Origin of the sequence: Streptomyces sp. NPDC096136, assembly GCF_044763325.1 — a bacterium.
Lineage (GTDB): Bacteria > Actinomycetota > Actinomycetes > Streptomycetales > Streptomycetaceae > Streptomyces.
This window is the reverse complement of record NZ_JBIWFZ010000004.1, coordinates 359,596-386,062: the sequence shown is the minus strand read 5'-3', so window position 1 is coordinate 386,062 and position 26,467 is coordinate 359,596. Positions and strand designations below refer to the sequence as shown.

Sequence of the window (26,467 nt, the reverse complement as noted above, 5' to 3'; positions counted from 1 at the left end):
ACACCGCCGGGGCCCGTGTGGAAGGGGCTCCGGCGGTGTTCTCGTGCGCGCGTCAGTGGACGGGGTCGCCGATGTGGTGGATGCGGACGAGGTTGGTCTTGCCGCTGACGCCGGGGGGCGATCCGGCGGTGATGACGACGATGTCGCCGGGCCGGCAGCGTCCGATGCGCAGGAGTTCCTCTTCGACCTGGGCGACCATGGCGTCGGTGGAGTCGACGTGGGGGCCGAGGAAGGTTTCGACGCCCCAGGTGAGGTTGAGCTGGGAACGGGTGGCGGGGTCGGGGGTGAAGGCGAGGAGGGGGATGGGTGAGCGGTAGCGGGAGAGGCGGCGGACGGTGTCGCCGCTCTGGGTGAAGGCGACGAGGTATTTGGCGTCGAGGAAGTCGCCCATTTCGGCGGCGGCGCGGGCGACGGCACCGCCCTGGGTGCGGGGCTTGTTGCGGTCGGTGAGGGGCGGGAGGCCCTTGGCGAGGATGTCCTCTTCGGCGGCTTCGACGATGCGGGCCATGGTGCGGACGGTTTCGACGGGGTGCTTTCCGACGCTGGTTTCGCCGGAGAGCATGACGGCGTCGGTGCCGTCGATGACGGCGTTGGCGACGTCGGAGGCTTCGGCGCGGGTGGGCCGGGAGTTGTCGATCATCGAGTCGAGCATCTGGGTGGCGACGATGACGGGTTTGGCGTTGCGCTTGGCGAGTTTGATGGCCCGCTTCTGGACGATGGGGACCTGTTCCAGGGGCATTTCGACGCCGAGGTCGCCGCGGGCCACCATGATGCCGTCGAAGGCGGCGACGATGTCGTCGATGTTCTCGACGGCCTGGGGCTTTTCGATCTTCGCGATGACGGGGAGGCGTCCGCCTTCCTCGTCCATGATGCGGTGGACGTCCTCGATGTCGCGGCCGGTGCGGACGAAGGAGAGGGCGATGACGTCGGCGCCGGTGCGCAGGGCCCAGCGGAGGTCTTCGATGTCCTTGTCGGAGAGGGCGGGGACGGAGACGGCGACGCCGGGGAGGTTGAGTCCCTTGTGGTCGGAGACCATGCCGCCTTCGATGACGCGGGTGTGGACGCGGGGGCCGTCGACGGCGGTGACTTCGAGGGTGACGCGGCCGTCGTCGACGAGGATGCGTTCGCCGGTGGTGACGTCGGCGGCGAGGCCCTTGTAGGTGGTGCCGCAGGTGTGGCGGTCGCCTTCGCGGTCTTCGACGGTGATGGTGAATTCGTCCCCGCGTTCAAGGAGTACGGGGCCTTCGTGGAAGCGGCCGAGGCGGATCTTCGGGCCTTGAAGGTCGGCGAGGACGCCGACGCTGCGGCCGGTTTCGTCGGCGGCCTTGCGTACGCGCTGGTAGCGCTCCTCGTGTTCGGCGTAGGTGCCGTGGCTGAGGTTGAGGCGGGCGATGTCCATTCCGGCTTCGACCAGGGCTTTGATCTGGTCGTACGAGTCGGTGGCGGGGCCCAGGGTACATACGATTTTCGCTCGGCGCATGGGGGGAGCGTATGCCCTACCGAGGGGTAGGAAATGTGGTGGGCATGTCTGCTCAACAACCGTTGGGCAAAAGGTTGTTGACATTTGTTGAATGTGCGTGGAGGTGCTCTGATGAGCACCTCCACGGGGTCACCGTTTCGGTGTCCTGCACGGGGTTTCAGAGCCGGGGCGGGGTCATGGTGAAGCGGGCGTTGACCTGGGCGAGGACGGTCTGTCGCTGGGGTTCGAGGTCGAGGGGCGGGGCGGGCGCGTCCTCGCCCCCGGCGAAGGCCATGGAGCGGTAGGCGCCGGCGGGGGCGGCCATGGCGAGGGGGACGGCGTCCTCGGCTCCGAGGTCGGCGAGTTCGACGAGGGCGGCGAGGTCGGCGCCGAGGGCGCGGGCGTACTCGCGGGCGCGCTGGACGGCTTCGAGGACGGCCTGGCGGCGGGCTTCGCCGTGGGCGGGCGAGGTGGGGCGCAGGGCCCACCAGGGGCCGTCGACGCGGGTGAGTTCGAGGTCGGCGAGCCGGGTGGTGAGTTCGCCCAGGGTGGTGAAGTCGCTCAGTTCGACGGTGAGGTGGACGGTTCCGTGGTAGGCGCGGACGCGTTCGCCGCGGCCGTGGCGGGTGAGTTCGGGGGTGATGGAGAAGGCGCCGGTCTCCAGCTTCTCGACGGGGTCGCCGTAGCTCTTGACGAGGTCGAGGACGGTGTTGTTGCGGCGGGTGAGGTCGTCGAGGGCGGTGCGGCGGTCGGTGCCGCGGGCGGTGACGGTGATGCCGATGCGGGCGATCTCGGGGTCGACTTCGAGGCGGGCTTCGCCGCGGACGGAGACGCGGGGGGCTTCGGGGGTGCCGTAGGGGTGGTGGGCGGCCGGGGCGGGGTGCGTGGCGTCCTGGGTCATGGTTTCACTGTCGCACCGTCGTCCGTTCGGGTCTGGTCATCCGATCGAAACCCGGGTGGGGTGTTGCGCCTTGTTACCCATCAGTCAGAATCTACGCGCGTTGTCGCCGCGTTTTGACGCTGTACTGACACACGCCTGACTAGGGGAGATGGCATGGGGTTCGACCGTAGGACGTTCATGGGGGCTTCGGCCGCGACGGGTGCCGCCGTGGCGCTGGCGGGGGCTTCGGCCACGCCGGCGGCCGCCGCGCCGGGTGCCGCCGCGCCGTCGGCGAAGCAGCGGACGTACTCGTTCACCGTGATGGGGACGACCGACCTGCACGGGAACGTCTTCAACTGGGACTACTTCACCGACAAGGAGTTCGACGACAAGGCGCACAACGACATCGGCCTGGCGAAGATCTCGACCCTGGTGAACCAGGTGCGGGCGGAGAAGGGGCGGTGCAACACCCTCCTGATCGACGCCGGTGACACCATCCAGGGCACGCAGCTGGCGTACTACTACGCGAAGGTGGATCCGATCACCGCGCGCCGGGGTCCGGTGCACCCGATGGCCCAGGCGATGAACGCGATCGGGTACGACGCGGCGGCCATCGGCAACCACGAGTTCAACTACGGCATCCCGGTGCTGCGCAAGTTCGAGGAGCAGTGCCACTTCCCGCTGCTGGGTGCGAACGCGCTGGACGCGAAGACGCTGAAGCCGGCGTTCGCCCCGTACAGCATGCACCGGCTGCGGACCCCGCACGGGCGGGACGTGAAGGTGGCGGTGCTGGGGCTGACGAACCCGGGCATCGCGATCTGGGACAAGGCGAACGTGCAGGGGAAGATGACGTTCCCGGGTCTGGAGGAGCAGGCGGCGAAGTACGTGCCGCGGCTGCGGTCCATGGGTGCGGACGTGGTGATCGTGTCGGCGCACTCGGGGTCGAGCGGCACGTCCTCCTACGGTGACCAGCTGCCGTACGTCGAGAACGCGGCCGGCCTGGTGGCCGAGCAGGTGCCGGGGATCGACGCGATCCTGGTGGGCCACGCGCACACGGAGATCCCGGAGTACCGGGTGAAGAACAAGGCGACCGGCAAGGACGTGGTCCTGTCGGAGCCGCTGAAGTGGGGTCAGCGCCTGACGCTGTTCGACTTCGAGCTGGCGTGGGACCGGGGCCGCTGGTCGGTGTCGAAGGTGTCGGCGAAGGTGCTGAACTCGAACACGGCCGCCGAGGACCCGAAGATCACGAACCTGCTGTCGGACGAGCACCGCAAGGTGGTGGCGTACGTCAACCAGGTGATCGGCACCTCGAAGCTGGCGATGTCCTCGGCGGACGGCCCGGTGAAGGACGTCCCGATCATCGACCTGATCAGCCACGTGCAGGCGGAGACGGTCAAGGGGGCCCTGGCGGGTACGGAGTGGGCGGCGCTGCCGGTGCTGTCGCAGGCCTCGTGCTTCTCGCGGACGGCGTCGATCCCGGCCGGGCAGGTGACGATCAAGGACGCGGCGGGTCTGTACCCGTTCGAGAACACCCTGGAGGCGCGTCTGCTCACGGGTGCGCAGCTGAAGGACTACCTGGAGTACTCGGCGAAGTACTACGTCCAGACGGCGCCGGGCGATGTGGTGGACCCGGCGAAGCTGACGAACGCGGAGGCGACGCCGGACTACAACTACGACGCGGTGTACGGACTGTCGTACGACATCGACGTCGCGCAGCCGAAGGGTTCGCGGATCTCGGGGCTGTCGTTCCGGGGCAAGCCGGTGGACCCGGCGGCGCAGTTCGTGCTGGCGGTGAACAACTACCGGGCGTCGGGCGGCGGCAACTTCCCGCACGTGCCGCAGGCGAAGCAGCTGTGGTCGAACTCGGAGGAGATCCGCACGACGATCATCCAGTGGGTGAAGGCGAAGGGGACGATCGACCCGGCGCAGTTCGCTTCGGTGGACTGGAAGCTGACGCGGGCCGGGGTGCCGGTCTTCTAGTACCGGGAGCACCGACCGTTGCGTACGGGGCCGGGTTCCGCCGTGTGGCGGGGCCCGGCCCCGGGTGCGTTCAGGGGTGGTCGACGAGCGGGAGGAGGTCGACGGCCGGGCGCGGGCGGGTGTGTTCGCGCTGTTCGAGGCCGAAGGTGGTGAAGGCGGTGCGGTCGGGTTGGGGGTAGGGCTCCTTGCCGGTGAGGGTGTTGAGGATGGCGGCGCTGCGCCAGGCGGCGAGGCCGAGGTCGGGGGTTCCGACGCCGTGGGTGTGGCGTTCGCCGTTCTGGACGAAGACGGTTCCGGTGACGGAGGGGTCGAGGACCATGCGGTAGCGGTCGTCGATGCGGGGGCGGCCGGAGGAGTCCGTGCGCATGTAGGGGTCGAGGCCGGCGAAGAGGCTGGTCAGGGGGCGTTCCCGGTAGCCGGTGGCGAGGACGACGGCGTCGGTGGTGAGGCGGGAGCGGGTGCCCTGCTGGGTGTGTTCCAGGTGGAGTTCGACCTTGGTGGTGGCGACGCGTCCGGCGGTGCGGACGGTGACTCCGGGGGTGAGGACGGTGTCGGGCCAGCCGCCGTGGAGGGTGCGGCGGTAGAGCTCTTCGTGGATGGCGGCGATGGTGGCGGCGTCGATGCCCTTGTGGAGCTGCCATTGGGCGGGGACGAGGCGGTCGCGGACGGGTTCGGGGAGGGAGTGGAAGTAGCGGGCGTAGTCGGGGGTGAAGTGTTCGAGGCCGAGCTTGGAGTACTCCATGGGGGCGAAGGAGGGGGTGCGGGCGAGCCAGCTGAGGCGTTCGCGGCCGACGGGGCGGGCGCGCAGGAGGTCGAGGAAGACCTCGGCTCCGGACTGGCCCGAGCCGATGACGGTGACGTGTTCGGCGGCGAGGATGCGGGCGCGGTGGTCGAGGTAGTCGGCGGAGTGGATGACGGGGACGGTGGGGGCCTCGGCGAGGGGGCGCAGGGGTTCGGGGACGTAGGGGGCGGTGCCGATGCCGAGGGCGAGGTTGCGGGTGTGGGTGCGGCCGAGGGCTTCGGCTTCTCCGTCGGCGTCGAGCTGGGTGTAGTCGACTTCGAAGAGGTCGTGTTCGGGGTTCCAGCGGACGGCGTCGACCTGGTGGCCGAAGTGGAGTCCGGGCAGGCGGCCGGCGACCCAGCGGCAGTAGGCGTCGTATTCGGCGCGCTGGATGTGGAAGTGCTCGGCGAAGTAGAAGGGGAAGAGCCGTTCCTTGTGCTTGAGGTAGTTGAGGAAGGTCCAGGGGCTGGCGGGGTCGGCGAGGGTGACCAGGTCGGCGAGGAAGGGGACCTGGAGGGTGGCGCCGTCGATGAGGAGCCCGGGGTGCCAGCGGAAGTCGCGGCGCTGGTCGTAGAAGGCGGTGGCGAGGCGGTCGGCGCCCTGTTGGGGGAGGCCGTGGCTGAGGGCGGCGAGGGAGAGGTTGAAGGGGCCGATGCCGATTCCGACGAGGTCGTGGGGTGCATCGTGAGGGGCGGTCATCGGTGGGTCCTGCCTTCCAGGTGGGCGATGAGGGTGTCCAGGTCCTCGGCCGTGGTGTGGGGGTTGAGGAGGGTGGCCTTGAGCCAGAGGCGGCCGTCGGCGGTGGCGCGGCCGAGGACGGCGGTGCCGTCGTGGAGGAGGGTGCGGCGCAGGGTGGCGAGCTGGTCGTCGTCCGCGGAGGTGGGGCGGAAGAGGACGGTGGTGATGGTGGGGCGGGCGTGGAGTTCGAAGCCGGGGTGTGCGTCGAGGAGGTCGGCGAGCCGGTGGGCGGTGGCGCAGGTGCGGTCGATGAGGTGGGCGAGGCCGTCGCGGCCGAGTGAGCGGAGGGTGGCGGCGATCTTGACGGCGTCGGGGCGGCGGGTGGTGCGCAGGGAGCGGCCGAGGAGGTCGGGGAGGCCGGCTTCGGTGTCGTCGGTGGCGTTGAGGTAGTCGGCCTGGTGGGCGAGGGGGGCCAGCAGGCGGGTGTCGGGGACGGCGAGGAGTCCTGCGGCGACGGGTTGCCAGCCGAGTTTGTGCAGGTCGAGGGTGAGGGAGCGGGCGCGGTCGAGGCCGGCGAGGCGGGGGCGGTGGCGGGGGCTGAAGGTGAGGGTTCCGCCGTAGGCGGCGTCGATGTGGAGGTCGGCGCCGTGGTGGTCGCAGACGTCGGCGAGGGCGGGGAGGGGGTCGATGAGTCCGGCGTCGGTGGTTCCGGCGGTGGCGGTGACGAGGACGGGGCCGGGGGTGCGGGTGAGGGCGGCGTCGAGGGTGGCGGGGTCCAGGGTGCCGGCGGGGGTGGGGAGGGTGAGGGTGGGGGGCAGGCCGAGGAGCCAGGCGGAGCGGGGGACGGAGTGGTGGGCGTTGGCTCCGTGGACGACGGTGAGGCGGGGGCCGTGGCGTTCGCGGGCGAGGAGGAGGGCGAGCTGGTTGGCTTCGGTGCCGCCGGTGGTGAGGAGGGCGTCGGGGCGGGGGGTGTCGTAGAGCTCGGCGGCGAGGGCGGTGGTGAGGAGTTCTTCGATGGCGGAGGCGGCGGGGGCCTGGTCCCAGGAGTCGAGGCTGGGGTTGAGCGCGCTGACGGCGAGGTCGGCGGCCGCGGCGACGGCGAGCGGGGGGCAGTGGAGGTGGGCGGCGCACAGGGGGTCGGCGGGGTCGGCGGCGCCCGCGGTGAGGGTGTGGACGAGGGTGGTGAGTGCTTCGTGGTCGCCGGTGCCGTGGGCGGGGAGGACCTCGCCGAGTGCGGCGCGGACGCGGGCGGAGGCGGCGCGGGGGCCGCCGGCGGGGAGGGGGCCGCCGCGTGCGGCGGCTCCGGTGCGCAGGGCGTGCACGACGGTGTCGAGGAGGGGCCGCAGCGCGTCGGCGCCGCCCTGTCCGCCGGCGAGCGGGGGTGGGGGCAGGGGCGCTGTCATGGAGGGCCTCCGGGGCTGGGCGGGTGGGGTGCGCGGGCCGGGGGGCTCGGTGGCCGAGGCCGGGCGGGACACCCGGCCGGTACAACGATCAGACCCGAATGGGGTAACCACCGGGATCCGGCGGGGGTCGGTTTTCGGCCGTCCGACCGGTACGGGCGCGGGGTGGGGGCGGCCGGGCCGGGATGGGGAAACCTTGGGGATCCGGGCTCTGGGAGGCAGGTCGCGGCGGTACTACAGTGCCGTCGGCACGGGGCGCGCGTGCGCTGCGGGAGGGGACCCGATGGCTGGATCCGGGGTGTGGGCGAAGGTGGCCGGCGCGGTCGGCGGGAAGACGGCCGCGGCGGTCGCGGCGGGGGCCGTGGTGGTCGCGGGCGCGGCCGGGGCGGGGGTGTGGTGGACCTCGCGGGGGCCGGAGCCGGTGGTGGTGGTCCAGCGCAGTACGTCGGTGTCGGTGCCGGCGGGCGCGGAGCAGCTGACGGTGGCGGGCTGCCTGCCGCACGAGACGGCGCTGGGCGGCGGATACGCGATCGCGGGGCCGGGGTTCGCGACGAACAGCCGTTTCCTCGGGGGTGCGTGGCTGGCGTCGGCGTTCAATCCGGGTGCCGCGCCGTCGACGTTGACCTCGTACGCGCTGTGCGTGAACGCGAAGCCGGAAGTGCAGGGCAACCTCGATTTCCAGTGGACCGCGTACGCGTTCCTGGACAAGCCGAACAAGCTCGCCGGTCCGGGGGGCATTCACGACGTGACGACCGAAGGTCCGTTCAAGGGGGTGACGGCCACGACGCGGGCCACCCCGCACTGCTCCGGCGGATTCACGATGGTGGGGGCCGAGTTCAAGGCCGACCGGGTCCTTCAGGGGAGGCCGGTGGCGCCGGTTCCGCTGGACCGGCTGACGCCCTTGGCGGCCGTACCCGGTCCGGCTGCCGGCGGGAGCGATTTCCTGGTGACGCTGAACCCGGGTACGGAGTTGAGCTCCCGTCCGTTCCCGCTGGGGGATTCCACGGACGTGCTGCGCATGACGCAGCTCCAGGCTCCGCAGCCGCCGCAGGCGAACTTCGCGGTCGGGGTGCGGCCGGTCTGCGTGAAGCTGAGGAGCGTGTCGGTGGTGACGGCCCGGGTGGCGGTCGCGGCGGGTGGCAGTGCGCGGGCGACGGTGGCCTGTCCGAAGAGCCGGCTGCTGCTGGGGGGCGGATTCACCTTCCCGGCGGCCAACGAGACCGGTGCGCCGGAGGCCCCGCAGCGGTACTTCGGGGACGGCTGGCTGTTCGCCGGGACGAACGGGCCCGCGGTGGCGGGTACGCCGTCGGGGGGCCGGGTGCGGGAGTGGCACGTCACGGGGGTGAACCAGCAGAAGGCGGGCGGGCTGTACCACGATTCGGCGTGGGTCGAGCACAGTGACGCCGAGACCTCGACGGGGAACGTCTACCTCGACGCCCAGGCGCACGGCGGGGACGACCAGAGGCTGCGTCCCTCCTCGGTACCGGACGCGCAGCCGATGATCGCCAGTGCGCTGTGCGCGACCATCGACGCGAAGGCCACCTCGCCCTCGAAGGGGCCGGCGCCGACCTCGGTGGGACGGCCGGACGTCCCGTCGGTGCCGGGGGTGGCGGATCCTTCCGTTCCGGCGTCGGGGCCGCCGTCCGCGTCTCCCGATCCGTCCTCGCCCCCGCCCCCGTCGCAGTCGCCGGGGCCCAGCGCCCCGCCCCCGTCCGGCTCCCCGAACTCCCCCTCCCCCGGCCGGCCCACGAACGGCGGGAACCCCCGGCCGTCGACGGGCGCCCCGCAGCAGCCGCAGCCCCCGGCGGTGGCGATCCGGCAGCCGGGGAGCGGCGGGCAGCTGCGGCGGGGCTGCGAGGAGGCCTTCTCCGCGTCGGCGCGGACCCGGCCGGGTGACCGGGCCATCACCGATCCGCAGTACACGGCCTGGCAGCTGAAGGGGCCGAACGGGCCGGTGGCGGTGGGGGCGGGCCCGTCGGGCGGCTTCCTGGTGCCGCTGCTGCCCGACGGGACGTATCCGCTGGTGTTCACCGCCACCGACCCGGACAGCGGCCTGACGGCCAGTGCCCAGGTGTCGGTGCGGATCGTCGGCTGTATCCGTTAGGCGCCGCGGACCCGCAGGGTGCGGGCGAGGTCGTCGAGCTGGTCGACGAGCACGCGGCGCATCATCGGGGTGATCTCCGGGTCCTCCAGGGCGGCGTGGCCGGCCCGGAGGTTGGCCTCGTCCACGGCGTGGGAGGGGAAGGCCCAGCGGCCGGCGGCCTCGCCGATGGCGGGACCGCGGCGGGCTCCGACGGCGACGGCCTCGGGGTAGTAGCGGGCCACGTACTCGTGTACGAGTTCGCCCTGTTCGGGCTGCCAGAAGCCCTGGGCGGTGGCGCTGAACAGGTAGTTGGACAGGGTGTCGTCGTGGAAGAGGCGCTGCCAGGCGGCGGCCTTGGCCTCGGCGGTGGGCAGGGCGGCGCGGCAGCGGGCGGCGCCCTGCTGGCCGGTGGCGCTGGGGTCGGCGGCGAGGGCGGCGTCGACGGCGTCCTCGTCGACGGCTCCGAGGACGGCGAGGCGGGCGAGGGCCCGCCAGCGCAGTTCGGGGTCGAGCACGGGTCCGCCGTCGACGGTGCCGTCGGCGAGCCAGGCGGCGATGGTGTCGGGCTGGGTGGCGCTGTCGATGAAGGCGCGTACGGCGGCGAGGCGCAGGCCGGGGTCGCTGCCGTCCTCGGTGCGGCGCAGGAGGTCGCGGGCGATGGTGGTGAGGGTGGTGAGGGCGGCGGTGCGTTCGGCGGGGGCGGTGTAGAGGTCGGCGACGTGGTTGCGGGCGAAGCCGAGGACGCCCTGGACGATCGCGAGGTCGCTCTCGTCGGGGAGGTGGGCCGCGGCGGTGGCGAGGTAGTCGGCGGGGGCGAGTTCGCCGTCGCGGACCATGTCGCGCAGGGAGCCCCAGACGACGGCGCGGGTGAGCGGGTCGGGGATGCGGGAGAGGTCGCGCAGGGCGGTTTCGAGGGAGGTCTCGTCGAGGCGGACCTTGGCGTAGCCGAGGTCGCCGTCGTTGAGGACGAGGAGGTCGGGGCGGGGGCCGGCGGCGGAGAGGACCTCGTCGGTGGGGACGTCGAGGTCGAGGAGCGCGGTGCGCTCCAGGAGGCCGTCGGTGGCCCGGCTGTAGGTGCCGGCGGTGATGCGGTGGGGGCGGCTGCCGTGGCGGTCGACGGTGAGGGTCCAGCCGCCGGCGCCCTCCTGGATCCGGGGGGTGAGGGTGTCGATGCCGGTGGTGCGCAGCCAGATCTCGGCCCAGGCGTGGACGTCGCGGTCGGTGTGGGCGGCGAGGGAGTCCACGAAGTCGGCGAGGGTGGCGTTGGCGAACTTGTGGCGGGCGAAGTGGGTGTTGATGCCGGCCAGGAAGTCCTTCTCGCCGAGCCAGGCGACGAGCTGGCGCAGGGCGGAGGCGCCCTTGGCGTAGGAGATGCCGTCGAAGTTGAGGAGGGCGGAGGCGGTGTCGGGGACGTCGTCGGGGCCGGGGGCGACGGGGTGGGTGGAGGGGCGCTGGTCGGCGGCGTAGCCCCAGGGCTTGCGCTCCATGCCGAACTCGGTCCAGGTGCCGGTGAAGCGGGTGGCTTCGGTGAGGGTCTGGTAGCCCATGTACTCGGCGAAGGACTCGTTGAGCCAGATGTCGTCGAACCAGGCGAGGGTGACGAGGTCGCCGAACCACATGTGGGCCATCTCGTGGGCGATGACCATGGCGCGGCGCTGGCGTTCGGTGTCGGTGACGGCCGAGCGGAAGACGAACTCGTCGCGGAAGGTGACCAGGCCGGGGTTCTCCATGGCGCCGGCGTTGAACTCGGGGACGAAGGCCTGGTCGTAGGAGTCGAAGGGGTACGGCTCGGTGAACTTCTCGTGGTAGCGGTCGTAGCAGGCGGTGGTGACGGAGAGGATCTCGTCGGCGTCGGCGTCGAGGTGGGGGGCGAGGGACTTGCGGCAGTGGATGCCGAAGGGCAGTCCGGCGTGTTCGGTGGTGACGCTGTGCCAGGGGCCGGCGGCGACGGCGGCGAGGTAGGTGGAGATGACGGGGGTGGGGGCGGAGGTCCAGACGCCGTCCGCGTCGCGGTCGCCGGTGCGGGTGGTGATGCCGTTGGCGAGGACGGTCCAGTGGGCGGGGGCGGTGACGGTGAACTGGAAGACGGCCTTGAGGTCGGGCTGGTCGAAGGCGGCGAAGACGCGCTGGACGTCGTCCATGAACATCTGGGTGTAGACGTACGTTTCGCCGTCGGCCGGGTCGGTGAAGCGGTGGAGGCCCTCGCCGGTGCGGGAGTAGCGCATGCGGGCGTCGATGCGCAGTTCGTGGCGGCCTTCGGTGAGGCCGGTGAGCGGGAGGCGGTTGCCGCTGAGGCCGGCGGGGTCGAGGGGGGTGCCGTCGAGCGTGGCGGAGCGCAGTTCTTCCGGCTTCAGTTCGACGAAGGTGTCGGCGGGGGTGCGGGCGCTGAAGCGGATGACGGTGGTGGAGTCGAAGGTCTCGTCGCCGGTGGTGAGGTCGAGGGTGACGGCGTAGTGGTGTACGTCGAGGAGCTGGGCTCGGAGCTGCGCTTCGTTGCGCGTCAGTGCGGACATGGGGCCATGCTGCCGGATGGGCGGCCGGGGTCCTAGGGGGTCTCCGGCCGGGGCGGGGAGGCCCGCCCCGGGGCCGGTCAGTCCTCGCCGGCGGCGATGGTCTCGTGGTGGCGGATGACCTCGGCGATGATGAAGTTGAGGAGCTTCTCGGCGAAGGCCGGGTCGAGCTTGGCGTTCTCGGCGAGCTGGCGCAGGCGGGCGATCTGGCGGGCCTCGCGGCCGGGGTCGGCGGGGGGCAGCTGGTGGCGGGCCTTGAGGTGGCCGACCTGCTGGGTGCATTTGAAGCGTTCGGCGAGCATGTGGACCACGGCCGCGTCGATGTTGTCGATGCTGTCGCGCAGGCGGGCCAGTTCGGCGGTGACGTTCTCGTCGATCGCGTCGGGGTCGGTGCCGCTGTCGCGGTCGCTGGTGTTCATGGTCATCGAGAATACGTGGCGGGTGCGTGCGGCACCGCCGGCATGTCGCTGGGTGAGACGGGCCGGGGGGCGGGGGCCGGGCGGGGCCTGGAGGTGGGGCCTGATCAGGGGGAAGAGGGGTCACAGGGGCAGGGTGGCGGTGACGAGCCAGCCGCCCTCGGGGGCCGGGCCGGCGGTGAGGCGGCCGCCGAGGGCTTCGGCGCGTTCGGTCATTCCGACGAGGCCGTAGCCGCCGCCGCGGGCCTTCTCGGAGAGCCGGGCGGGGTGTCCGCCGTCGTCGGCGACGCGTACTTCGAGGCCTTCGGGGACGGTGCGCAGGCCGATGCGGACGGCGGTGGCGGTGGCGGCGTGTTTGCCGATGTTGGTGAGGGCTTCGAGGACGATGCGGTGGGCGGTGGCGGCGACGTCGCCCGGGATGCGTGCTTCCAGGCCCGGCTCGATGGACAGGACGACGGGCGGGCCGGCGAAGCGGCGGGCGAGGTCGCGGATGTCGGCGAGGCCGGCGACGGGGGTGGTGGCGGGGGCCGTGGCGGCCGCGTCGTCCTCGCGCAGGACGCGGACGAGGCGGCGCATGGATCCGAGGGCTTCGCCGCCGGCGGTTTCGATGCGGCCGAAGACCTCGGCGGCGCGTTCGGCGCTGACGCGGGTGAAGCGGGCGGCGCGGGCCTCGACGACGATGCCGGTGACGTGGTGGGCGACGAGGTCGTGGAGTTCGCGGGCGAGTTCGAGGCGTTCGGCGGTGCGTACGGCCTGGAGGTCGCGCAGGCGCTGGACGGACTGCAGGCGCAGCAGGAGCGAGTAGGCGGTGACGACGGCGGTGAGGACGGAGAAGAGGAGGGTGAAGCGGCCGGGGTCGGCGTCGCGTACGGGTACGGCCATGCAGCCGAGGCCGAGGACGGGGCCGAGGACGGCGGCGGTGCGGGCGGGGGCGCGCAGGAGGACCTGGGAGAGCAGGACCAGGAGGGCGACGGCCTCTCCGGCGCCCCAGACGACGGTCGGCCGGGAGCCGAGGACGAGCAGGAGGGTGACGGTCCAGGTGGTGGCGGCGGCGAACCAGGCGCGGGCCAGGAGGGGCAGGCCGGGCCAGGGGGCGGCGCTGAGGCAGACGAGGGTTCCGGAGACCCAGACGGCGGTGTGCGGGGGGCGGGGCTGGCGGGCGAGGACGATGCCTTCGAGGGTCACGAGGCCGAGGAGGAGCACGGGGAGCAGCACCCGGATCGCGTCGGCCGTGCGGGGGTGGCGGCGGGCCCAGGAGGCGAGGGGGCTCATGGGGCCGGCCGGGGCGTGATCACGCGCCGGTGGCGGCGAGGCCGCTTTCCCAGGCCCAGGCGGCGATCTCGACGCGGTTGCGGGCGGTGATCTTGGCCTGGACGCTCGCCAGGTGGGTTTTGACGGTGGAGAGGGAGACGTACAGCTCGGCGGCGATCTCGGCGTTGGTCAGGCCGCGGGCGAGGCAGCGCACGACGTCCCGTTCGCGTGCGGTGAGGGGTTCGCGGGGGCGGCGGGCGGCCTGGGGGCCGGCCATGCGGGGGGCCATCTCGCGCAGCAGGCGGACGGTGATGGCGGGGGAGACGAGGGCGTCGCCGGCGGCCGCGGCCCGTACGGCTTCGACGAGCATGGCGGGGCTGGCGTCCTTGAGGAGGAAGCCGGAGGCGCCGCCGTGGAGTGCCGCGTGGACGTATTCGTCGAGGTCGAAGGTGGTGACGATGACGATGCGGGGGGTGTCCTGGCCGGAGAGGCGGCGGGTGACCTCCAGGCCGTCGACGCGGGGCATGCGGATGTCGAGGAGGAGGACGTCGGGCTGGTGTTCGGCGACGGCGGCGAGGGCGGCCTGCCCGTCGGCGGCGTCGGCGACGACCTCGATGTCCGGCCGGCTTTCGAGGATCATCCGGAAGCCGGTCCTGACCATCTCCTGGTCGTCCGCGATGACCACTCTGATCGTCATGCGCCGCCTGCCCCACTGTCGCCCGCTGCCGGTGGGCCTCCCCACGGCGGGCGCCGGGGGTGTCCCCGTCCCATGGGACCCGGGGGTGCGGCGGCCCGCAACCGGACGGCGGGGAACTCGTCCTTCCGGCCGGTTCGGGTCCGGCCGGAAGGACGAGGTGCGCGGGTGGGGGGGTGCCGGGGCCGGCCCGGGGGATGCGGGCCGGCGGCGGGGTTACAGGCCTGCGGCGGCGTTGCGGATGTCGGCGGCGAAGGTGGAGACCTCGGAGTAGACCCCGGGGTATCCGGCGCGGGCGCAGCCCTCGCCCCAGCTGACGATGCCGACCTGGATCCAGGCGTTGTTGTTGTCGCGGCGGAACATGGGGCCGCCGGAGTCGCCCTGGCAGGTGTCGGTGCCGCCCTGGTCGTAGCCGGCGCAGATCTCGTCGGAGGGGACGAGGGAGCTGCCGTAGGCGGCCTGGCAGGCGGCGTCGGAGACGAAGGGGACGGTGGCCTTGAGGAGGTAGCGCTGCTGGGATCCGCCTTCGCGGGCGGCGCCCCAGCCGGCGACGGTGAAGGTGCCGTTGTCGTAGGCCTTGGTGTCGGCGATCTTCAGGGTGGGGAGGTTGACGGGCTGGGCGAGCTTGATGAGGGCCCAGTCCTTGCCCTGGCCGTTGTAGCCGGGGGCCTGGAGCACCTTGGTGGACTTGACCTTGATGGCGCTGCCGCTCTGCAGGTCCACGACGCCGGCGGTGGCGGTGATGGAGGTGTTGTTGCCGGATCCGTTCACGCAGTGGGCGGCGGTGAGGACGATCTGCTGGGTGTAGAGGGCGCCGCCGCAGCCCATGGAGAGGCGGACCATGAAGGGGAACTCGCCCTGGGCGGCGCGGGTCCCGCCGACGACGGGGGTCGGTGAGGCGCTGGCGCCGGTGGGCTGGAGGCTGACGGCGGCGAGGGCCACGGCGCCGACGGCGAGGCCGCGCTTGAGGATGGTGGCAAGAGTGGACACGGTCGACACACTGCCTTTCGTGGGGGGTTGGGCCGTGCGTGCCATCCGGTGAATGACACGTCCATGACACATCCGCCCCCGCGACGGCAACAAGAACGCGTTTTCGGACAATCCCCGCCGGGCGGCGGGCGTGGCGACGGGGATTCATCCGGCGGCCACGAAAAGTTTCCTACCGGCCAGTAGACATGCGGGGGATTCTGGCCAACTCTGGGCACGTACATGCCAAGTCGTGACCGAGGAGCGCCCCCACATGCGCAGCACCCGCCGCACCCGCACGTCCCGTACCGCCGCCGCCACCGTGGCCGCCGCGGCCGCCGTGATGACCCTGCTGCCGGCCGGCGCCGCCGTCGCGGCCCCGGCCTCCGCGCCCGCCCCGGCCCCGGCGGCCGTCACCGCCTCCGCACCGGGCGGCAACGCGGCGATCCTCGGGATCGACTACGCCACCTGGCAGCGCGACGTGGCCGCCGTCGTCGACGCCGCCCGACCGGCCATCGAGCAGCGGATCGCCGCCTCCCCGGCCGGCGAGAAGCCCGCGATCGTCCTGGACATCGACAACTCCTCCCTGGAGACGGACTTCCACTGGTTCTGGACGTTCCCGACCCCGGCGATCGAGAAGGTCCGCGCCCTGACCCAGTACGCGAACGAGCGCGGGGTCGCGATCTTCTTCGTCACCGCCCGCCCGGGGATCGTGTACTCCCTGACCGAGCGGAACCTCAAGGCGGTCGGCTACCCGGTGACCGGACTGTACGTCCGGGACCTGCCCGCCCTGTTCAGCCAGGTCAGCGCCTACAAGACGGCCAAGCGCGCCGAGATCGAGGCCCGCGGCTACACGATCATCGCCAACATCGGGAACAACGAGAGCGACCTGGTCGGCGGCCACGCCGAGCGCACCGTCAAGCTCCCGGACTACGGCGGCAAGCTCTCCTGACCCGGCGGCCGCCGATTCGGTGCGCCCCGGGCGGTTCGAACCGGCGGTATGGCGGGTAGTCATATCCCATCGCACGAGTGCCGGGCCCGGCCCCTCGCCAGGGGGCCGGGCCCGGCGCCCGTTCACCGGGCGGCTACGCCTTCTTCGGCGCGGGACACGTCTGCCAGGCGAGGTGGTAGAGCGTGCTGACGCTGGTGTCCGTGGAGTCCATGGCCATGAAGCTGGTGGAGGTCTGCGGGTTCGAGGTGCCGGCGTTCACCCGCAGCTCGGTGTTGATGTTGAAGTTGCGCTTCTCGCCGCACGGGGACCAGACGAGGTCCGCGTACTCCGTCTTGTCGCTGGTCTGCCAGTTGTCGTTGAGCGGGCCGCTGAACTGGTGCGTGCGCTGCGTCGTCTGCGGCATCCCCTGGAAGTAGTAGTTCGCCCGCTCCTGGCCCGAGGCCCCGGCCTGGAGGAACGCGAACCCCCGGTAGTCCGCCTGGACGATCGCGTAGGTGAACCCGGACGGGACGTGGACGCGCAGGTTGAGCTGGCAGTTCTTGCGGAAGGCCGTGGGCGGGGCGCCGGGGCCGACCTGGGCGAGGTAGTCGCTGTAGGTGACGGTGAAGGCCGTGTTGTCGGGGGCCACGGCCACCTGGGCGGTGCCCTCGCGGCAGCCCGAGCCGTTCACCGTGGCGAGCTCGATCACGATCTTGTCGGGCGGGACGGTGATCGGCGGACGGCCGCCCGCGCCGGGGGCGGCGGCCCCCGCGGGGGTGGACGTCGCGATCAGGGCGGCGGCCGCACCGGCGGTGAGCAGGGTGCGGAACAGGGAATGAGACATGGTGGTCACTCCTGACTCCTGACTCCCGGCCCTCGGGCCGGGGACTCTCCTGCGGGCACCCCGCATCAGGCCGCGGGGCATTCCTTCCACTCGAAGTGGTAGACCGTGCTGACGCTGCCGTCCGTCGAGTCCATGCTCATGAAGCTGAGGTTCTGCGGGCTGGACGTGCCGCCGTAGACCCGCAGTTCGGTGTTGACGTTGAGGTTGCGCTCCTCGCCGCAGGGGGCCCAGACGAGGTCCGCGTAGTCGGTCTGGTCGCTCGCCTGCCAGTTGTCGCTGAGGGGGCCGTTGAACTGGTGGGTGCTGCGGGCCGTCTGGGCGTTGCCCTGGAAGTAGTAGTTCGCGCGCTCCTGGCCGTAGGCGCCGCGCTGGAGGTGGGCGAAGCCGCGGTAGTCGGCGCGGGCGATGGCGTACGTGAACCCCTGCGGCACGTGGATCCGCAGGGCCAGCTGGCAGTTCTTGCGGAACTCCGTCCCGCCGGCGCCGGCGCCCGTCTGGGCGAGGTAGCTGCTGTAGGTGACGGTGAAGGCGGTGTTGTCGGAGGCGGCGGCGACGTCGGCGCTGCCCTGGGGGCAGCCGGAGCCGTTGACCCCGGCGACCTCGACGGTGACGCGGCCGGGCGGGGGGACGGAGGGGGTCTGGGCGTGGGCGGCCTGGACGGGGGCGGCGAGGGCCGACAGCGCCGTGACGGCGGCGCCGAGCGCGATTCTGCGCAGGGGCATGAGGGGTCTCCGTTCGTGCGGAGGGGAGCCCGGTTTGGGCATGCACATGCCACCACGCTGCCGTTGGGTGGGGGAGGGTTCGATACGGCCATCGGGCGGCGGGGGGCCTTCGGTCCGTACCGGCTGGCCGATTCCGGCGACCGGCGCGCCGCCCCTGCGCCGGTCGGCGGCTCCCGTGCCGGGCGGGAGCGGGTCCCGCCGCCCGCCCGGATGTCCGGAACCCGGGTCCGGTGGTCCCGCTGGGCGGAGCCGCTCCCCGCCCCGCCCCTCCACCGCCCCGCCTCGGGCGCCGGCGCGGCCGGCGAAGCCTCGGGGCTCCGCCCGGGCCCCCGTTCCGGCCGCTGCGCACCCGGGCGCCGCACGGACCGGATTTCGCACACCGACACGCCGCCCCCACCACCGATCCAGGCGCCGCGGGCACCCCCCGGCGGCAGCCGGGGAAAGGGCCGGCGCGGGCCCCCGGGGGTGCCCCCGGCCGAAGCCAGGGGGGCGGGGCCCCCGGGGGTGCCCCCGGCCGCAGCCGGGGGGGGCGGGGCCCCCGACGGTGCCCCCGGCCGCAGCCGGGGGAGCGGGGCCCCCGGACGGTGCCCCCGGCCGCAGCCGGGGGGCGGGGCCCCCGAGGGTGCCCCCGGCGGTAGCCGGGCAAGGGGCCAGGGGGCGGACCCCCCGGGGCACCCCCCCGGGGGTGGCCGGGCAGGGGCCGGGGCGGGGGGCCGGGGCACCTGCACGGGTCGGTCGGGGAGGAGGGGGTGGCGGGCGGGTGGGGACCGCTCCGGGTAGCGGGCCTGGTTCCGGTCGTCTACCGGGTCCCGTACGCCGGGAGGGGCGGCTGCGACTCGGCCAGGAGCTTCGCGGCGGCCTCGCCCGCCTCCCCCGGCGTCCAGCGGGACCCGCGGTCGGCGGTGGGGCCCGGCCGCCAGCCCTCCATCACCGTGATGCGGCCGCCCTCCGCCTCGAACACCCGGCCCGTGACCCCGGCGGACGCCGTCGACCCCAGCCACACCACCAGCGGGGACACGTTCTCCGGCGCCATCGCGTCGAAGGCCCCCGCCTGCGGGGCGGCCATCGTCGCCGCGAAGGCCTCCTCGGTCATCCGGGTCCGCGCCGCCGGGGCGACGGCGTTGACCTGGACCCCGTACCGGCCCATCTCGGCCGCCGCCACCAAGGTCAGCCCGAGGATCCCCGCCTTGGCCGCGCTGTAGTTGCCCTGGCCCACGGAGCCCAGCAGCCCCGCCCCCGAGGAGGTGTTGACGACCCGGGCCGCGACCGGCCGGCCGGCCTTCGCCTCGGCCCGCCACCACGCGGCCGCCGCCCGCAGCGGCAGGAAGTGCCCCTTGAGGTGGACCCGCATCACCGCGTCCCAGTCGTCCTCCCCGAGGTTGACCAGCATCCGGTCCCGCAGGAACCCCGCGTTGTTGACCAGGGTGTCCAGGCGGCCGAAGGCCCCCAGGGCGCACGCGACCAGCGAGTCCGCACCCCCGCCCGTCGCGATGTCCCCGCCGTGGGCCACCGCCTCCCCGCCGCCCGCCCGGATCTCCTCGACCACCCGCGCGGCCGGGCTCCCGGGCCCGGGGAGCCCGTCCAGCCCGACCCCGAGGTCGTTGACCACGACCCGCGCCCCCTCCGCCGCGAAGGCCAGCGCGTGGGCCCGGCCCAGCCCCCGGCCGGCGCCCGTCACGACGACCACTCGTCCGTCCGCGATACCCATGTCAGCTCTCCTCGACGTCGATCCGCATCCACCGGCCGGTCCGACCACCGGACCGCCGGACCACCCGACCGCCGGTCCACCGGACTGCGGTCCTCAAGCCCCCGTACCGTCAGACCCCCGGCCCGCCGGGCCGCCCTCCCCCGCCCCCGGTCTCCCCCCGGTCGGCCGTCGCCGCGTCCAGGAACGCCGGGCGCTCCCCGCCCCCGTGCACCAGCAGGCTCGCCCCGCTCACGTACGCCGCCCGGTCCGAGGCCAGGAACACCGCCGCCTCCCCCACGTCGGCCGGTTCGGCCAGCCGGCCCAGCGGCACGGTGGCGGCGACCGCCGCGACGCCCGCCGCGTCCCCGTAGTGCAGGTGCGCCAGCTCGGTGCGGACCATGCCGAGGACCAGGGAGTTGACCCGTACCTCGGGGGCCCATTCGACGGCCATCGAGCGGGCCAGGCTCTCCAGGCCCGCCTTCGCCGCCCCGTACGCCGCCGTGCCCGGCGAGGGGCGGGTCCCGCTGACGCTGCCGATCATCACGACCGAGCCCCGGCTCTCCCGCAGCCACGGGTGGGCGGCGAGCGAGGCCGTCATCGGCGCCACCAGGTTGAGGGCGAGGACCCGTGCGTGGCGTTCGGCTCCGCCCTCCCCCAGCAGCCGGTACGGGGTCCCGCCGGCGTTGTTCACCAGGCAGTCGAGCCGCCCGTACCGCCCCGCGACCCCGTCGAGGAACTCCCGGACGGCGGCCGGCTCGCGCAGGTCCACGGAGGTGAATGCGGCCTCCCGCCCGTCCCGCGCCACCGGCCGGTCCGGCGGGCGCCGGGCACAGACGGCGACCTCCGCCCCGGCCGCGAGGAACGAGCGGGCGATCCCGGCGCCCACGCCGCGGGTTCCGCCGGTGACGACCACGACCCTCCCCTTGAGCTCCATCGACTGCTACCTTCCTCACCTAACAAATGTTTGGTGGAAAGGTAGCTGATCCGCCCATGGGTGTCTCCACCTCCGGCCCGGACCAGGGCATCGCACGCGTCACAGTGGACTTCCCGCCCGTCAACGCCCTTCCCGTACACGGCTGGTACGAGCTCGCCGACGCCCTGCGCGCCGCCGGACGCGACCCCGGGGTGCGCTGCGTGGTCCTTGCGGCCAGCGGGCGCGGCTTCAACGCCGGCGTCGACATCAAGGAGATGCAGCGCGACAGCGGCCACACCGCCCTCATCGGCGCCAACCGCGGCTGCGCCGAGGCCTTCGCCGCCGTCTACGAGTGCGAGGTGCCGGTGGTCGCGGCCGTGCACGGCTTCTGCCTGGGCGGCGGCATCGGCCTCGTCGGCAACGCCGACGCCATCGTGGCCTCCGACGACGCGGTGTTCGGCCTGCCCGAACTGGACCGGGGCGCCCTCGGCGCCGCCACCCACCTCGCCCGGCTGGTCCCGCAGCACCTGATGCGCACCCTCTACTACACCTCGCGCACCGCCACCGCCGCCGAGCTGCACGCCCACGGCTCGGTCTGGAAGGTGGTCCCCCGCACGGAACTGTCCGCCGCCGCCCTGGAGCTGGCGGCCGAGATCGCGCGCAAGGACGGCACCCTCATCCGGCTGGCCAAGGCCGCCATCAACGGCATCGACCCCGTCGACGTGCGCCGCAGCTACCGCTTCGAGCAGGGGTTCACCTTCGAGGCCAACCTCAGCGGGGTCGCCGACCGGGTCCGCGACACCTTCGGGAAGGGCACCGCATGACCGACAAGACCATGACCCCCGACGAGGTCGTCGGGCGGCTGCGCAGCGGAATGACCCTGGGCATCGGCGGCTGGGGCTCCCGGCGCAAGCCGATGGCCCTGGTGCGGGCGCTGCTGCGGTCCGGGATCACCGATCTCACCGTGATCTCGTACGGCGGCCCCGACGTCGGGCTGCTCGCCGCCGCCGGACGCGTCCGGCGCCTGATCGCCCCCTTCGCCACCCTCGACTCCATCCCGCTGGAGCCGCACTTCCGGGCCGCGCGCGAGAGCGGCGCCCTCGCCCTCACCGAGTACGACGAGGCCATGTTCATGTGGGGCCTGCACGCGGCCGCGAACCGCCTCCCCTTCATGCCGGTCCGCGCCGGACTCGGCTCCGACGTCATGCGGGTCAACCCGGAGCTGCGCACCGTCGTCTCCCCCTACGCCGACGGCGAGGAGTTCGTCGCCGTCCCCGCCCTGCGCATGGACGCGGCCCTGGTCCACCTCAACCGCGCCGACCGCCTCGGCAACGGCCAGTACCTGGGCCCCGACCCGTACTTCGACGACCTCTTCTGCGAGGCCGCCGACGCCGCGTACGTCTCCTGCGAGCAGCTGGTGGAGAGCGCCGAGCTCGCCAAGTCCGGCCCCCCGCAGTCGCTCCTGGTCAGCCGGCACGCGGTCACCGGGGTCGTGGAGACCCCGAACGGCGCGCACTTCACCTCCTGCGCGCCCGACTACGACCGCGACGAGGCCTTCCAGAAGCTGTACGCGGCCACCCCCTGGCCCGAGTTCGCCGCCCGGTTCCTGTCCGGGGCGGGCGAGCACGACTACCAGAGCGCCGTCCGGACCTGGCGGGAGGAGCAGCGATGACCAGTCGCGCGGAGTACTGCGTGATCGCGTGTGCCGAGGCCTGGCGCGGCGACGGGGAGGTGCTCGCCAGTCCGATGGGCCCGATCCCCTCGTTCGGGGCGCGCCTGGCCAAGCGGACCTTCGCCCCCGACCTGCTGCTGACCGACGGCGAGGCCATGCTGGTCGCACTGGACGGGACGGTCGAGGGCTGGCTCCCGTACCGGCGCCACCTGACGATGGTCACCGGCGGCCGGCGGCACGTGATGATGGGCGCGAGCCAGATCGACCGGTACGGCAACCAGAACATCTCCTGCATCGGCGACTGGGAGCGGCCCGCCCGCCAGCTGCTGGGGGTGCGCGGGGCGCCCGTCAACACCCTGAACAACCCGGTGAGCTACTGGGTGCCCCGGCACTCCCCGAGGGTGTTCGTCGAGCGCGTCGACATGGTCAGCGGGGTGGGGTACGACCGCGCGGAGGCGGCGGGGCCCTCGGCGGCCCGCTTCCACCGGCTGCCGCGCGTGGTCAGCGACCTCGGGGTCTTCGACTTCGCCGGACCGGGCCGCACGATGCGGCTGGCCTCCCTCCACCCGGGGGTGACGGTGGACGAGGTCCGCGCCGCCACCGGGTTCGAGCTCGCGATCGGCGCGGACGTCCCGTACACCCGTGAGCCCTCCGCGCAGGAGCTGCGGCTGATCCGCGAGGTGATCGACCCGAAGGGCCTGCGCGACCGGGAGGTGCGGGGCTGACATGGCGGCGAGGGAGTGGGACACGGCGTTCACCAAGCTGGTCGGGGTCCGGTACCCGATCGTGCAGACGGGCATGGGCTGGGTGGCCGGTCCGCGGCTGGTGTCGGCGGCGGCCGAGGCGGGGGCGCTGGGCATCCTGGCCTCGGCGACGATGACGACCGATCAGCTGCGGTCGGCCGTGCAGGAGGTGCGCTCCCGCACGGACGCGCCGTTCGGGGTCAACCTGCGGGCGGACGCCGGGGACGCGGCCGAGCGGGTGCGGCTGATCATCGACGAGGGCGTCCGGGTGGCGTCGTTCGCGCTGGCCCCGTCCCGGGAGCTGATCGCCCGGCTCAAGGACGCCGGGGTGGTGGTGATCCCCTCGGTGGGGGCGCGCCGGCACGCCGAGAAAGTGGCGGCCTGGGGCGCCGACGCGGTGATCGTGCAGGGCGGGGAGGGCGGCGGGCACACCGGGGACGTGGCCACCACGGTGCTGCTGCCGCAGGTCGTCGACGCGGTGGACGTCCCGGTGGTCGCGGCGGGCGGATTCCGCGACGGGCGCGGCCTGGTGGCGGCCCTGGCGTACGGGGCCGCGGGCATCGCCATGGGCACGCGGTTCCTGCTGACCTCGGACTCGACCGTCCCGGACGCCGTGAAGGCCGAGTACCTGAAGGCCGGCGTCAAGGACGTCACCGTCACCACGGCCGTGGACGGGATGCCGCACCGGATGCTGCGCACCGAGCTGGTGGCCTCCCTGGAGCGGGCGGGGCGGGCCGCGGCCCTGGCCCGGGCGGTGCGGCACGCGGCCGGGTTCCGGCGGCTGTCGGGTCTGTCCTGGTCCCGGATGGTGCGCGACGGCCTGGCGATGAAGCACGGCAGGGACCTGTCCTGGAGCCAGGTCCTGCTCGCCGCGAACACCCCGATGCTCCTCAAGGCGTCCATGGTCGAGGGCCGTACGGACCTCGGTGTCATGGCATCGGGCCAGGTCGCGGGGGTGATCGAGGATCTGCCGTCGTGTGCGGAGCTCGTCGACCGCGTCATGGCCGAAGCGCACGCCGTGCTGGACCGGCTGCACGCGTCCGGCCCGCACCCGCTCGGCACCCTGCCACCACCAGGGTGATCCCCTTCTCCGTCACAGGAGTCGCCCGTATGAGACGTGCCCGCATCCGCCTGGCGACCGCGGCGGCCGCCGCCGCTCTCGCCGTCGGCATCCTGCCCGCCGCCGCCGAGGCGGCGGCTCCGGCAGCCGCGGCCCGTACCCCGCACCACCAGCTCCGGCCGGCGTCCGGGGCGATCCGTCAGATCCCCCTCCAGGGGGCCGTCAACCTCCGGGACGTCGGCGGGTACGCCACGTACACCGGGGGCCGGGTCCGCCAGGGGCTGGTCTACCGCTCCGACGCACTGGGCAAGCTGACCGCGACGGACATCACCACCGTCTCCGGTCTCGGCCTCACGAAGGTCGTCGACTTCCGCATCCCGATGGAGCTCCAGTACGACGGCGCCGACCGGCTGCCGCAGGGGCTCTCCCCCACCTCCCGCCCGGTCAGCGACCTGGGGCTGTACGGCACCCTGGTCGGCGCGATATCCAGCGGCGACCCCGTGAAGCAGGAGCAGATGCTCGGCGGCGGGCGGGCCGAGGCCTACATGCGGGACATCTACCGCACGTTCGTGACGAGCCCCGAGAACCGGGCGCAGTTCGCGGCGACCCTGCGGGAGCTCGCGGACGGGAACCAGGGGCCGCTGCTCTACCACTGCACCTCGGGCAAGGACCGGACGGGCTGGATGAGCTACGTCCTGCTGCGCGCGCTGGCGGTGCCGCAGGAGACGGCCGAGAGCGACTACCTGGCCTCGAACACCTTCCGGGCGGCGTACGACGCCCAGGTGCGCGCGGGCCTCAAGCAGTCGGGCCGGATGCGGAACCCGGACCTGCTGATCCCGCTCCAGGAGGTCCGGCAGGACTACCTGGACGCCGCGACCGCCCGGATGGAGGCCGACTACGGCGGCTTCTACGGCTATCTGACGGACGGTCTGGGCCTGGACCTGCGGACGCTGTCGAAGCTCCAGGGCAGGCTGGTCCGGTAGCCGCGGGGAAACGGCACGACGGCGCCGGGCAGTGCTCTGCCCGGCGCCGTCGGCGCGCTGTGGTGCGGGGTCGCGGGGCTCAGACCGCCCGGCGGCGTCCCTGCCCGGCCGTGCCGACGCGGCTGCGCGCCGAGGCCGCGGCCGCGCCGCCGCCGGAGCCGGATCCGCCGGTGCCGCGGCGGGACTGGCCGGCGGAGCCGGAGCCCTGGCCGCCCTGGCCGCGCCGGGACTGGCCCGCCCCGGAGCCGGCGGGGGCCTGGCCGGAGCCGCCGGCCGCGCCGGAGCCGGAGCGCCGGCCGCGGCCGCCGGAGGCGGGGGCGCCGGACGCGCCGGTGCGCGGCGTGCCCGAGCGGCGGCGCGAGGAGCCCGAGCCGGAGCCCGAACCGCTGCGCGGCTTGGGCTGCGGGGGCTGCGGGACCTCCAGGACGACGGGGATGCCGGAGGGCTCGCGGGCGCCGGTCAGCTCGGCGAGCTCCTCGTCGGAGGACTTGATCTGCGCGGTGCGCGGGGAGATCCCGGCGTCCGACATCAGCCGGGTCATGTCCCGCTTCTGGTCGGGCAGGACCAGGGTGACCACGCTGCCGGACTCGCCGGCGCGGGCGGTGCGGCCGCCGCGGTGCAGGTAGTCCTTGTGGTCGGTGGGCGGGTCGACGTTGACGACGAGGTCGAGGTCGTCGATGTGGATGCCGCGCGCGGCCACGTTGGTGGCGATCAGCGCGGTGACCTCGCCGGTCTTGAACCAGTCCAGGGTGCGGTTGCGCTGCGGCTGGGAGCGTCCGCCGTGCAGGCCGGAGGCGCGCACGCCCTCCGCGAGGAGCTTCTTGACCATGCGGTCGACGCCGCGCTTGGTGTCGACGAACATGATGACCCGGCCGTCGCGGGCGGCTATGCGCGTGGCCACGGCCTTCTTGTCGGTCTCGTCCATGACGTACAGGACGTGGTGCTCCATGGTGGTGACCGCGCCGGCCGACGGGTCGACGGAGTGGCCGACCGGGTCGTCCAGGAACATCTTGACGAGCTTGTCGACGTTCTTGTCGAGGGTCGCCGAGAACAGCATGGTCTGTCCGCCGGGCGCGACCTGCTTGAGCAGGGCGGTGACCTGCGGCATGAAGCCCATGTCGGTCATCTGGTCGGCCTCGTCGAGGACGGTGATCGACACCTGCGAGAGGTCGGCGTCACCGCGGTCGATGAGGTCCTTGAGGCGGCCGGGGGTGGCGACGAGCACCTCGGCGCCGCGGCGCAGCGCGCCCGCCTGCCGGTTGATGGACATGCCGCCGACGACGGTCGCGACGCGCAGGTTGACGGCCGTGGCGTACGGGGTCAGGGCGTCGGTGACCTGCTGCGCGAGCTCGCGGGTCGGTACGAGGACCAGCGCGAGCGGGGCCTTGGGCTGGGCGCGGCGGCCGGAGGTGCGGGCGAGCAGGGCCAGGCCGAAGGCGAGGGTCTTGCCGGAGCCGGTGCGTCCGCGGCCGAGGAGGTCGCGGCCCGCGAGGGAGTTCGGCAGGGTGGCGGCCTGGATGGGGAAGGGCTCGGTCACGCCCTGGGCGGCGAGGGTCTTCAGCAGCGCCTCGGGCATGTCCATGTCCTCGAACGCGGCCACCGGCGGAAGGGCCGGGACCTGCGGTTCGGGCATGGTGAATTCCTGCGGCCTGGCCACGGGTGCCGGCTTCTGCCGTCCCGCACCAGCCTTCGGACGTCCCTGGGCCGCGCCTCGGCCCCGGCTGGGGCGGCGGCCGGGTCGTGCGGAGCTGGAGCTGGTCATGCGGAAAAGCCCTCCTGAAACCGGCAGGTCAGACAAACGGTGGAGACAGCAG

Annotated in this window: 22 protein-coding genes; 8 read left to right on the top strand and 14 right to left on the bottom strand. The window is 73.6% G+C overall.

Annotated features, from left to right (window positions below):
* Positions 1 to 52: 52 nt before the first annotated feature.
* Positions 53 to 1,480 (bottom strand): pyruvate kinase, encoded by a 1,428-nt coding sequence (gene pyk, locus ACIRBY_RS10965; RefSeq protein ID WP_403899133.1) that lies wholly within the window; start codon positions 1,478 to 1,480, stop codon positions 53 to 55.
* Between the two features lie 157 nt (positions 1,481 to 1,637).
* Entirely contained in the window at positions 1,638 to 2,360 is a 723-nt protein-coding gene (locus ACIRBY_RS10960) for an SIMPL domain-containing protein (RefSeq protein WP_403899130.1), read from the bottom strand.
* Positions 2,361 to 2,513: 153 nt separating this feature from the next.
* On the opposite strand from ACIRBY_RS10960, the gene ACIRBY_RS10955 reads away from it, so the two are divergent.
* Positions 2,514 to 4,319 (top strand): bifunctional metallophosphatase/5'-nucleotidase, encoded by a 1,806-nt coding sequence (locus tag ACIRBY_RS10955; protein WP_403899127.1) that lies wholly within the window; start codon positions 2,514 to 2,516, stop codon positions 4,317 to 4,319.
* A 70-nt stretch (positions 4,320 to 4,389) separates the two neighbouring features.
* Here the strand turns inward: ACIRBY_RS10955 and ACIRBY_RS10950 are convergent, their stop codons facing one another.
* Positions 4,390 to 5,799, bottom strand: a complete 1,410-nt coding sequence (locus tag ACIRBY_RS10950; protein ID WP_403899125.1) for a lysine N(6)-hydroxylase/L-ornithine N(5)-oxygenase family protein — start codon at positions 5,797 to 5,799, stop codon at positions 4,390 to 4,392.
* The gene (locus ACIRBY_RS10945) at positions 5,796 to 7,169 is read right to left on the bottom strand and encodes a pyridoxal phosphate-dependent decarboxylase family protein (protein ID WP_403899606.1); all 1,374 of its coding nucleotides are present in this window, start codon (positions 7,167 to 7,169) and stop codon (positions 5,796 to 5,798) included. Before ACIRBY_RS10945 ends, ACIRBY_RS10950 begins: the two co-directional genes overlap by 4 nt.
* 292 nt (positions 7,170 to 7,461) lie before the next feature.
* Here ACIRBY_RS10945 and ACIRBY_RS10940 point away from each other — a divergent pair, with 292 nt between their 5' ends.
* Positions 7,462 to 9,282 (top strand): hypothetical protein, encoded by a 1,821-nt coding sequence (locus ACIRBY_RS10940; RefSeq protein WP_403899123.1) that lies wholly within the window; start codon positions 7,462 to 7,464, stop codon positions 9,280 to 9,282.
* Here the strand turns inward: ACIRBY_RS10940 and pepN are convergent.
* From pepN to ACIRBY_RS10915, 5 genes are all read right to left on the bottom strand, one after another.
* On the bottom strand, positions 9,279 to 11,774 hold the full coding sequence (gene pepN, locus ACIRBY_RS10935) for an aminopeptidase N (protein WP_403899120.1): 2,496 nt from the start codon (positions 11,772 to 11,774) through the stop codon (positions 9,279 to 9,281). The genes ACIRBY_RS10940 and pepN overlap by 4 nt on opposite strands.
* A 77-nt stretch (positions 11,775 to 11,851) precedes the next feature.
* Positions 11,852 to 12,190, bottom strand: coding sequence for a chorismate mutase (locus ACIRBY_RS10930; RefSeq protein WP_366451337.1), 339 nt, complete (start codon positions 12,188 to 12,190; stop codon positions 11,852 to 11,854).
* 120 nt (positions 12,191 to 12,310) lie between these two features.
* The gene (locus ACIRBY_RS10925; protein ID WP_403899117.1) at positions 12,311 to 13,459 is read right to left on the bottom strand and encodes a sensor histidine kinase; all 1,149 of its coding nucleotides are present in this window, start codon (positions 13,457 to 13,459) and stop codon (positions 12,311 to 12,313) included.
* Positions 13,460 to 13,478: 19 nt separating this feature from the next.
* The gene (locus tag ACIRBY_RS10920; protein WP_403899114.1) at positions 13,479 to 14,135 is read right to left on the bottom strand and encodes a response regulator; all 657 of its coding nucleotides are present in this window, start codon (positions 14,133 to 14,135) and stop codon (positions 13,479 to 13,481) included.
* 213 nt (positions 14,136 to 14,348) lie between these two features.
* Positions 14,349 to 15,167: a serine protease gene (locus tag ACIRBY_RS10915; RefSeq protein WP_403899112.1), complete on the bottom strand. Its 819-nt coding sequence runs from the start codon at positions 15,165 to 15,167 to the stop codon at positions 14,349 to 14,351.
* Between the two features lie 205 nt (positions 15,168 to 15,372).
* Between ACIRBY_RS10915 and ACIRBY_RS10910 the strand changes: the two genes are divergently transcribed.
* Positions 15,373 to 16,050: an HAD family acid phosphatase gene (locus ACIRBY_RS10910; RefSeq protein WP_366451341.1), complete on the top strand. Its 678-nt coding sequence runs from the start codon at positions 15,373 to 15,375 to the stop codon at positions 16,048 to 16,050.
* A gap of 133 nt (positions 16,051 to 16,183) precedes the next feature.
* Here the strand turns inward: ACIRBY_RS10910 and ACIRBY_RS10905 are convergent, their stop codons facing one another.
* From ACIRBY_RS10905 to ACIRBY_RS10890, 4 genes are all read right to left on the bottom strand, one after another.
* The gene (locus tag ACIRBY_RS10905) at positions 16,184 to 16,873 is read right to left on the bottom strand and encodes a DUF4360 domain-containing protein (protein ID WP_403899109.1); all 690 of its coding nucleotides are present in this window, start codon (positions 16,871 to 16,873) and stop codon (positions 16,184 to 16,186) included.
* A gap of 65 nt (positions 16,874 to 16,938) precedes the next feature.
* Positions 16,939 to 17,595, bottom strand: a complete 657-nt coding sequence (locus ACIRBY_RS10900; RefSeq protein ID WP_403899108.1) for a DUF4360 domain-containing protein — start codon at positions 17,593 to 17,595, stop codon at positions 16,939 to 16,941.
* Positions 17,596 to 18,394: 799 nt separating this feature from the next.
* Entirely contained in the window at positions 18,395 to 19,303 is a 909-nt protein-coding gene (locus tag ACIRBY_RS10895; protein WP_403899105.1) for an SDR family oxidoreductase, read from the bottom strand.
* Positions 19,304 to 19,412: 109 nt separating this feature from the next.
* Entirely contained in the window at positions 19,413 to 20,216 is an 804-nt protein-coding gene (locus ACIRBY_RS10890; protein WP_403899103.1) for an SDR family oxidoreductase, read from the bottom strand.
* A 56-nt stretch (positions 20,217 to 20,272) separates the two neighbouring features.
* Here ACIRBY_RS10890 and ACIRBY_RS10885 point away from each other — a divergent pair, with 56 nt between their 5' ends.
* Genes ACIRBY_RS10885 through ACIRBY_RS10865 form a run of 5 tightly spaced genes read left to right on the top strand, consistent with a single transcriptional unit; the run spans position 20,273 to position 24,653 of the window.
* Positions 20,273 to 21,019, top strand: a complete 747-nt coding sequence (locus ACIRBY_RS10885) for an enoyl-CoA hydratase family protein (RefSeq protein ID WP_403899100.1) — start codon at positions 20,273 to 20,275, stop codon at positions 21,017 to 21,019.
* Positions 21,016 to 21,867: a CoA transferase subunit A gene (locus ACIRBY_RS10880; RefSeq protein WP_403899098.1), complete on the top strand. Its 852-nt coding sequence runs from the start codon at positions 21,016 to 21,018 to the stop codon at positions 21,865 to 21,867. The genes ACIRBY_RS10885 and ACIRBY_RS10880 overlap by 4 nt, the downstream gene beginning before the upstream one ends.
* Positions 21,864 to 22,592, top strand: coding sequence for a CoA-transferase subunit beta (locus tag ACIRBY_RS10875; RefSeq protein WP_403899095.1), 729 nt, complete (start codon positions 21,864 to 21,866; stop codon positions 22,590 to 22,592). Before ACIRBY_RS10880 ends, ACIRBY_RS10875 begins: the two co-directional genes overlap by 4 nt.
* Before the next feature lies 1 nt (position 22,593).
* Positions 22,594 to 23,691, top strand: coding sequence for an NAD(P)H-dependent flavin oxidoreductase (locus ACIRBY_RS10870; protein ID WP_403899092.1), 1,098 nt, complete (start codon positions 22,594 to 22,596; stop codon positions 23,689 to 23,691).
* Between the two features lie 29 nt (positions 23,692 to 23,720).
* Positions 23,721 to 24,653, top strand: a complete 933-nt coding sequence (locus tag ACIRBY_RS10865; protein WP_403899089.1) for a tyrosine-protein phosphatase — start codon at positions 23,721 to 23,723, stop codon at positions 24,651 to 24,653.
* Positions 24,654 to 24,732: 79 nt separating this feature from the next.
* Here the strand turns inward: ACIRBY_RS10865 and ACIRBY_RS10860 are convergent, their stop codons facing one another.
* On the bottom strand, positions 24,733 to 26,415 hold the full coding sequence (locus tag ACIRBY_RS10860) for a DEAD/DEAH box helicase (RefSeq protein WP_403899087.1): 1,683 nt from the start codon (positions 26,413 to 26,415) through the stop codon (positions 24,733 to 24,735).
* Positions 26,416 to 26,467: the final 52 nt, after the last annotated feature.

Excerpts from the sequence above, each read along its gene's own strand:
- ACIRBY_RS10885 (WP_403899100.1), top strand. The coding sequence starts at position 20,273 with ATGGGTGTCTCCACCTCCGGCCCGGACCAGGGCATCGCACGCGTCACA.
- ACIRBY_RS10860 (WP_403899087.1), bottom strand. The coding sequence starts at position 26,415 with ATGACCAGCTCCAGCTCCGCACGACCCGGCCGCCGCCCCAGCCGGGGC.
- ACIRBY_RS10880 (WP_403899098.1), top strand. The coding sequence starts at position 21,016 with ATGACCGACAAGACCATGACCCCCGACGAGGTCGTCGGGCGGCTGCGC.
- ACIRBY_RS10930 (WP_366451337.1), bottom strand. The coding sequence starts at position 12,190 with ATGAACACCAGCGACCGCGACAGCGGCACCGACCCCGACGCGATCGAC.
- ACIRBY_RS10910 (WP_366451341.1), top strand. The coding sequence starts at position 15,373 with ATGCGCAGCACCCGCCGCACCCGCACGTCCCGTACCGCCGCCGCCACC.
- ACIRBY_RS10900 (WP_403899108.1), bottom strand. The coding sequence starts at position 17,595 with ATGCCCCTGCGCAGAATCGCGCTCGGCGCCGCCGTCACGGCGCTGTCG.
- pepN (WP_403899120.1), bottom strand. The coding sequence starts at position 11,774 with ATGTCCGCACTGACGCGCAACGAAGCGCAGCTCCGAGCCCAGCTCCTC.
- ACIRBY_RS10895 (WP_403899105.1), bottom strand. The coding sequence starts at position 19,303 with ATGGGTATCGCGGACGGACGAGTGGTCGTCGTGACGGGCGCCGGCCGG.
- ACIRBY_RS10920 (WP_403899114.1), bottom strand. The coding sequence starts at position 14,135 with ATGACGATCAGAGTGGTCATCGCGGACGACCAGGAGATGGTCAGGACC.
- ACIRBY_RS10865 (WP_403899089.1), top strand. The coding sequence starts at position 23,721 with ATGAGACGTGCCCGCATCCGCCTGGCGACCGCGGCGGCCGCCGCCGCT.
- ACIRBY_RS10925 (WP_403899117.1), bottom strand. The coding sequence starts at position 13,459 with ATGAGCCCCCTCGCCTCCTGGGCCCGCCGCCACCCCCGCACGGCCGAC.
- ACIRBY_RS10955 (WP_403899127.1), top strand. The coding sequence starts at position 2,514 with ATGGGGTTCGACCGTAGGACGTTCATGGGGGCTTCGGCCGCGACGGGT.
- ACIRBY_RS10960 (WP_403899130.1), bottom strand. The coding sequence starts at position 2,360 with ATGACCCAGGACGCCACGCACCCCGCCCCGGCCGCCCACCACCCCTAC.
- ACIRBY_RS10870 (WP_403899092.1), top strand. The coding sequence starts at position 22,594 with ATGGCGGCGAGGGAGTGGGACACGGCGTTCACCAAGCTGGTCGGGGTC.
- ACIRBY_RS10890 (WP_403899103.1), bottom strand. The coding sequence starts at position 20,216 with ATGGAGCTCAAGGGGAGGGTCGTGGTCGTCACCGGCGGAACCCGCGGC.
- ACIRBY_RS10905 (WP_403899109.1), bottom strand. The coding sequence starts at position 16,873 with ATGTCTCATTCCCTGTTCCGCACCCTGCTCACCGCCGGTGCGGCCGCC.
- ACIRBY_RS10915 (WP_403899112.1), bottom strand. The coding sequence starts at position 15,167 with ATGGCACGCACGGCCCAACCCCCCACGAAAGGCAGTGTGTCGACCGTG.
- pyk (WP_403899133.1), bottom strand. The coding sequence starts at position 1,480 with ATGCGCCGAGCGAAAATCGTATGTACCCTGGGCCCCGCCACCGACTCG.
- ACIRBY_RS10950 (WP_403899125.1), bottom strand. The coding sequence starts at position 5,799 with ATGACCGCCCCTCACGATGCACCCCACGACCTCGTCGGAATCGGCATC.
- ACIRBY_RS10875 (WP_403899095.1), top strand. The coding sequence starts at position 21,864 with ATGACCAGTCGCGCGGAGTACTGCGTGATCGCGTGTGCCGAGGCCTGG.
- ACIRBY_RS10940 (WP_403899123.1), top strand. The coding sequence starts at position 7,462 with ATGGCTGGATCCGGGGTGTGGGCGAAGGTGGCCGGCGCGGTCGGCGGG.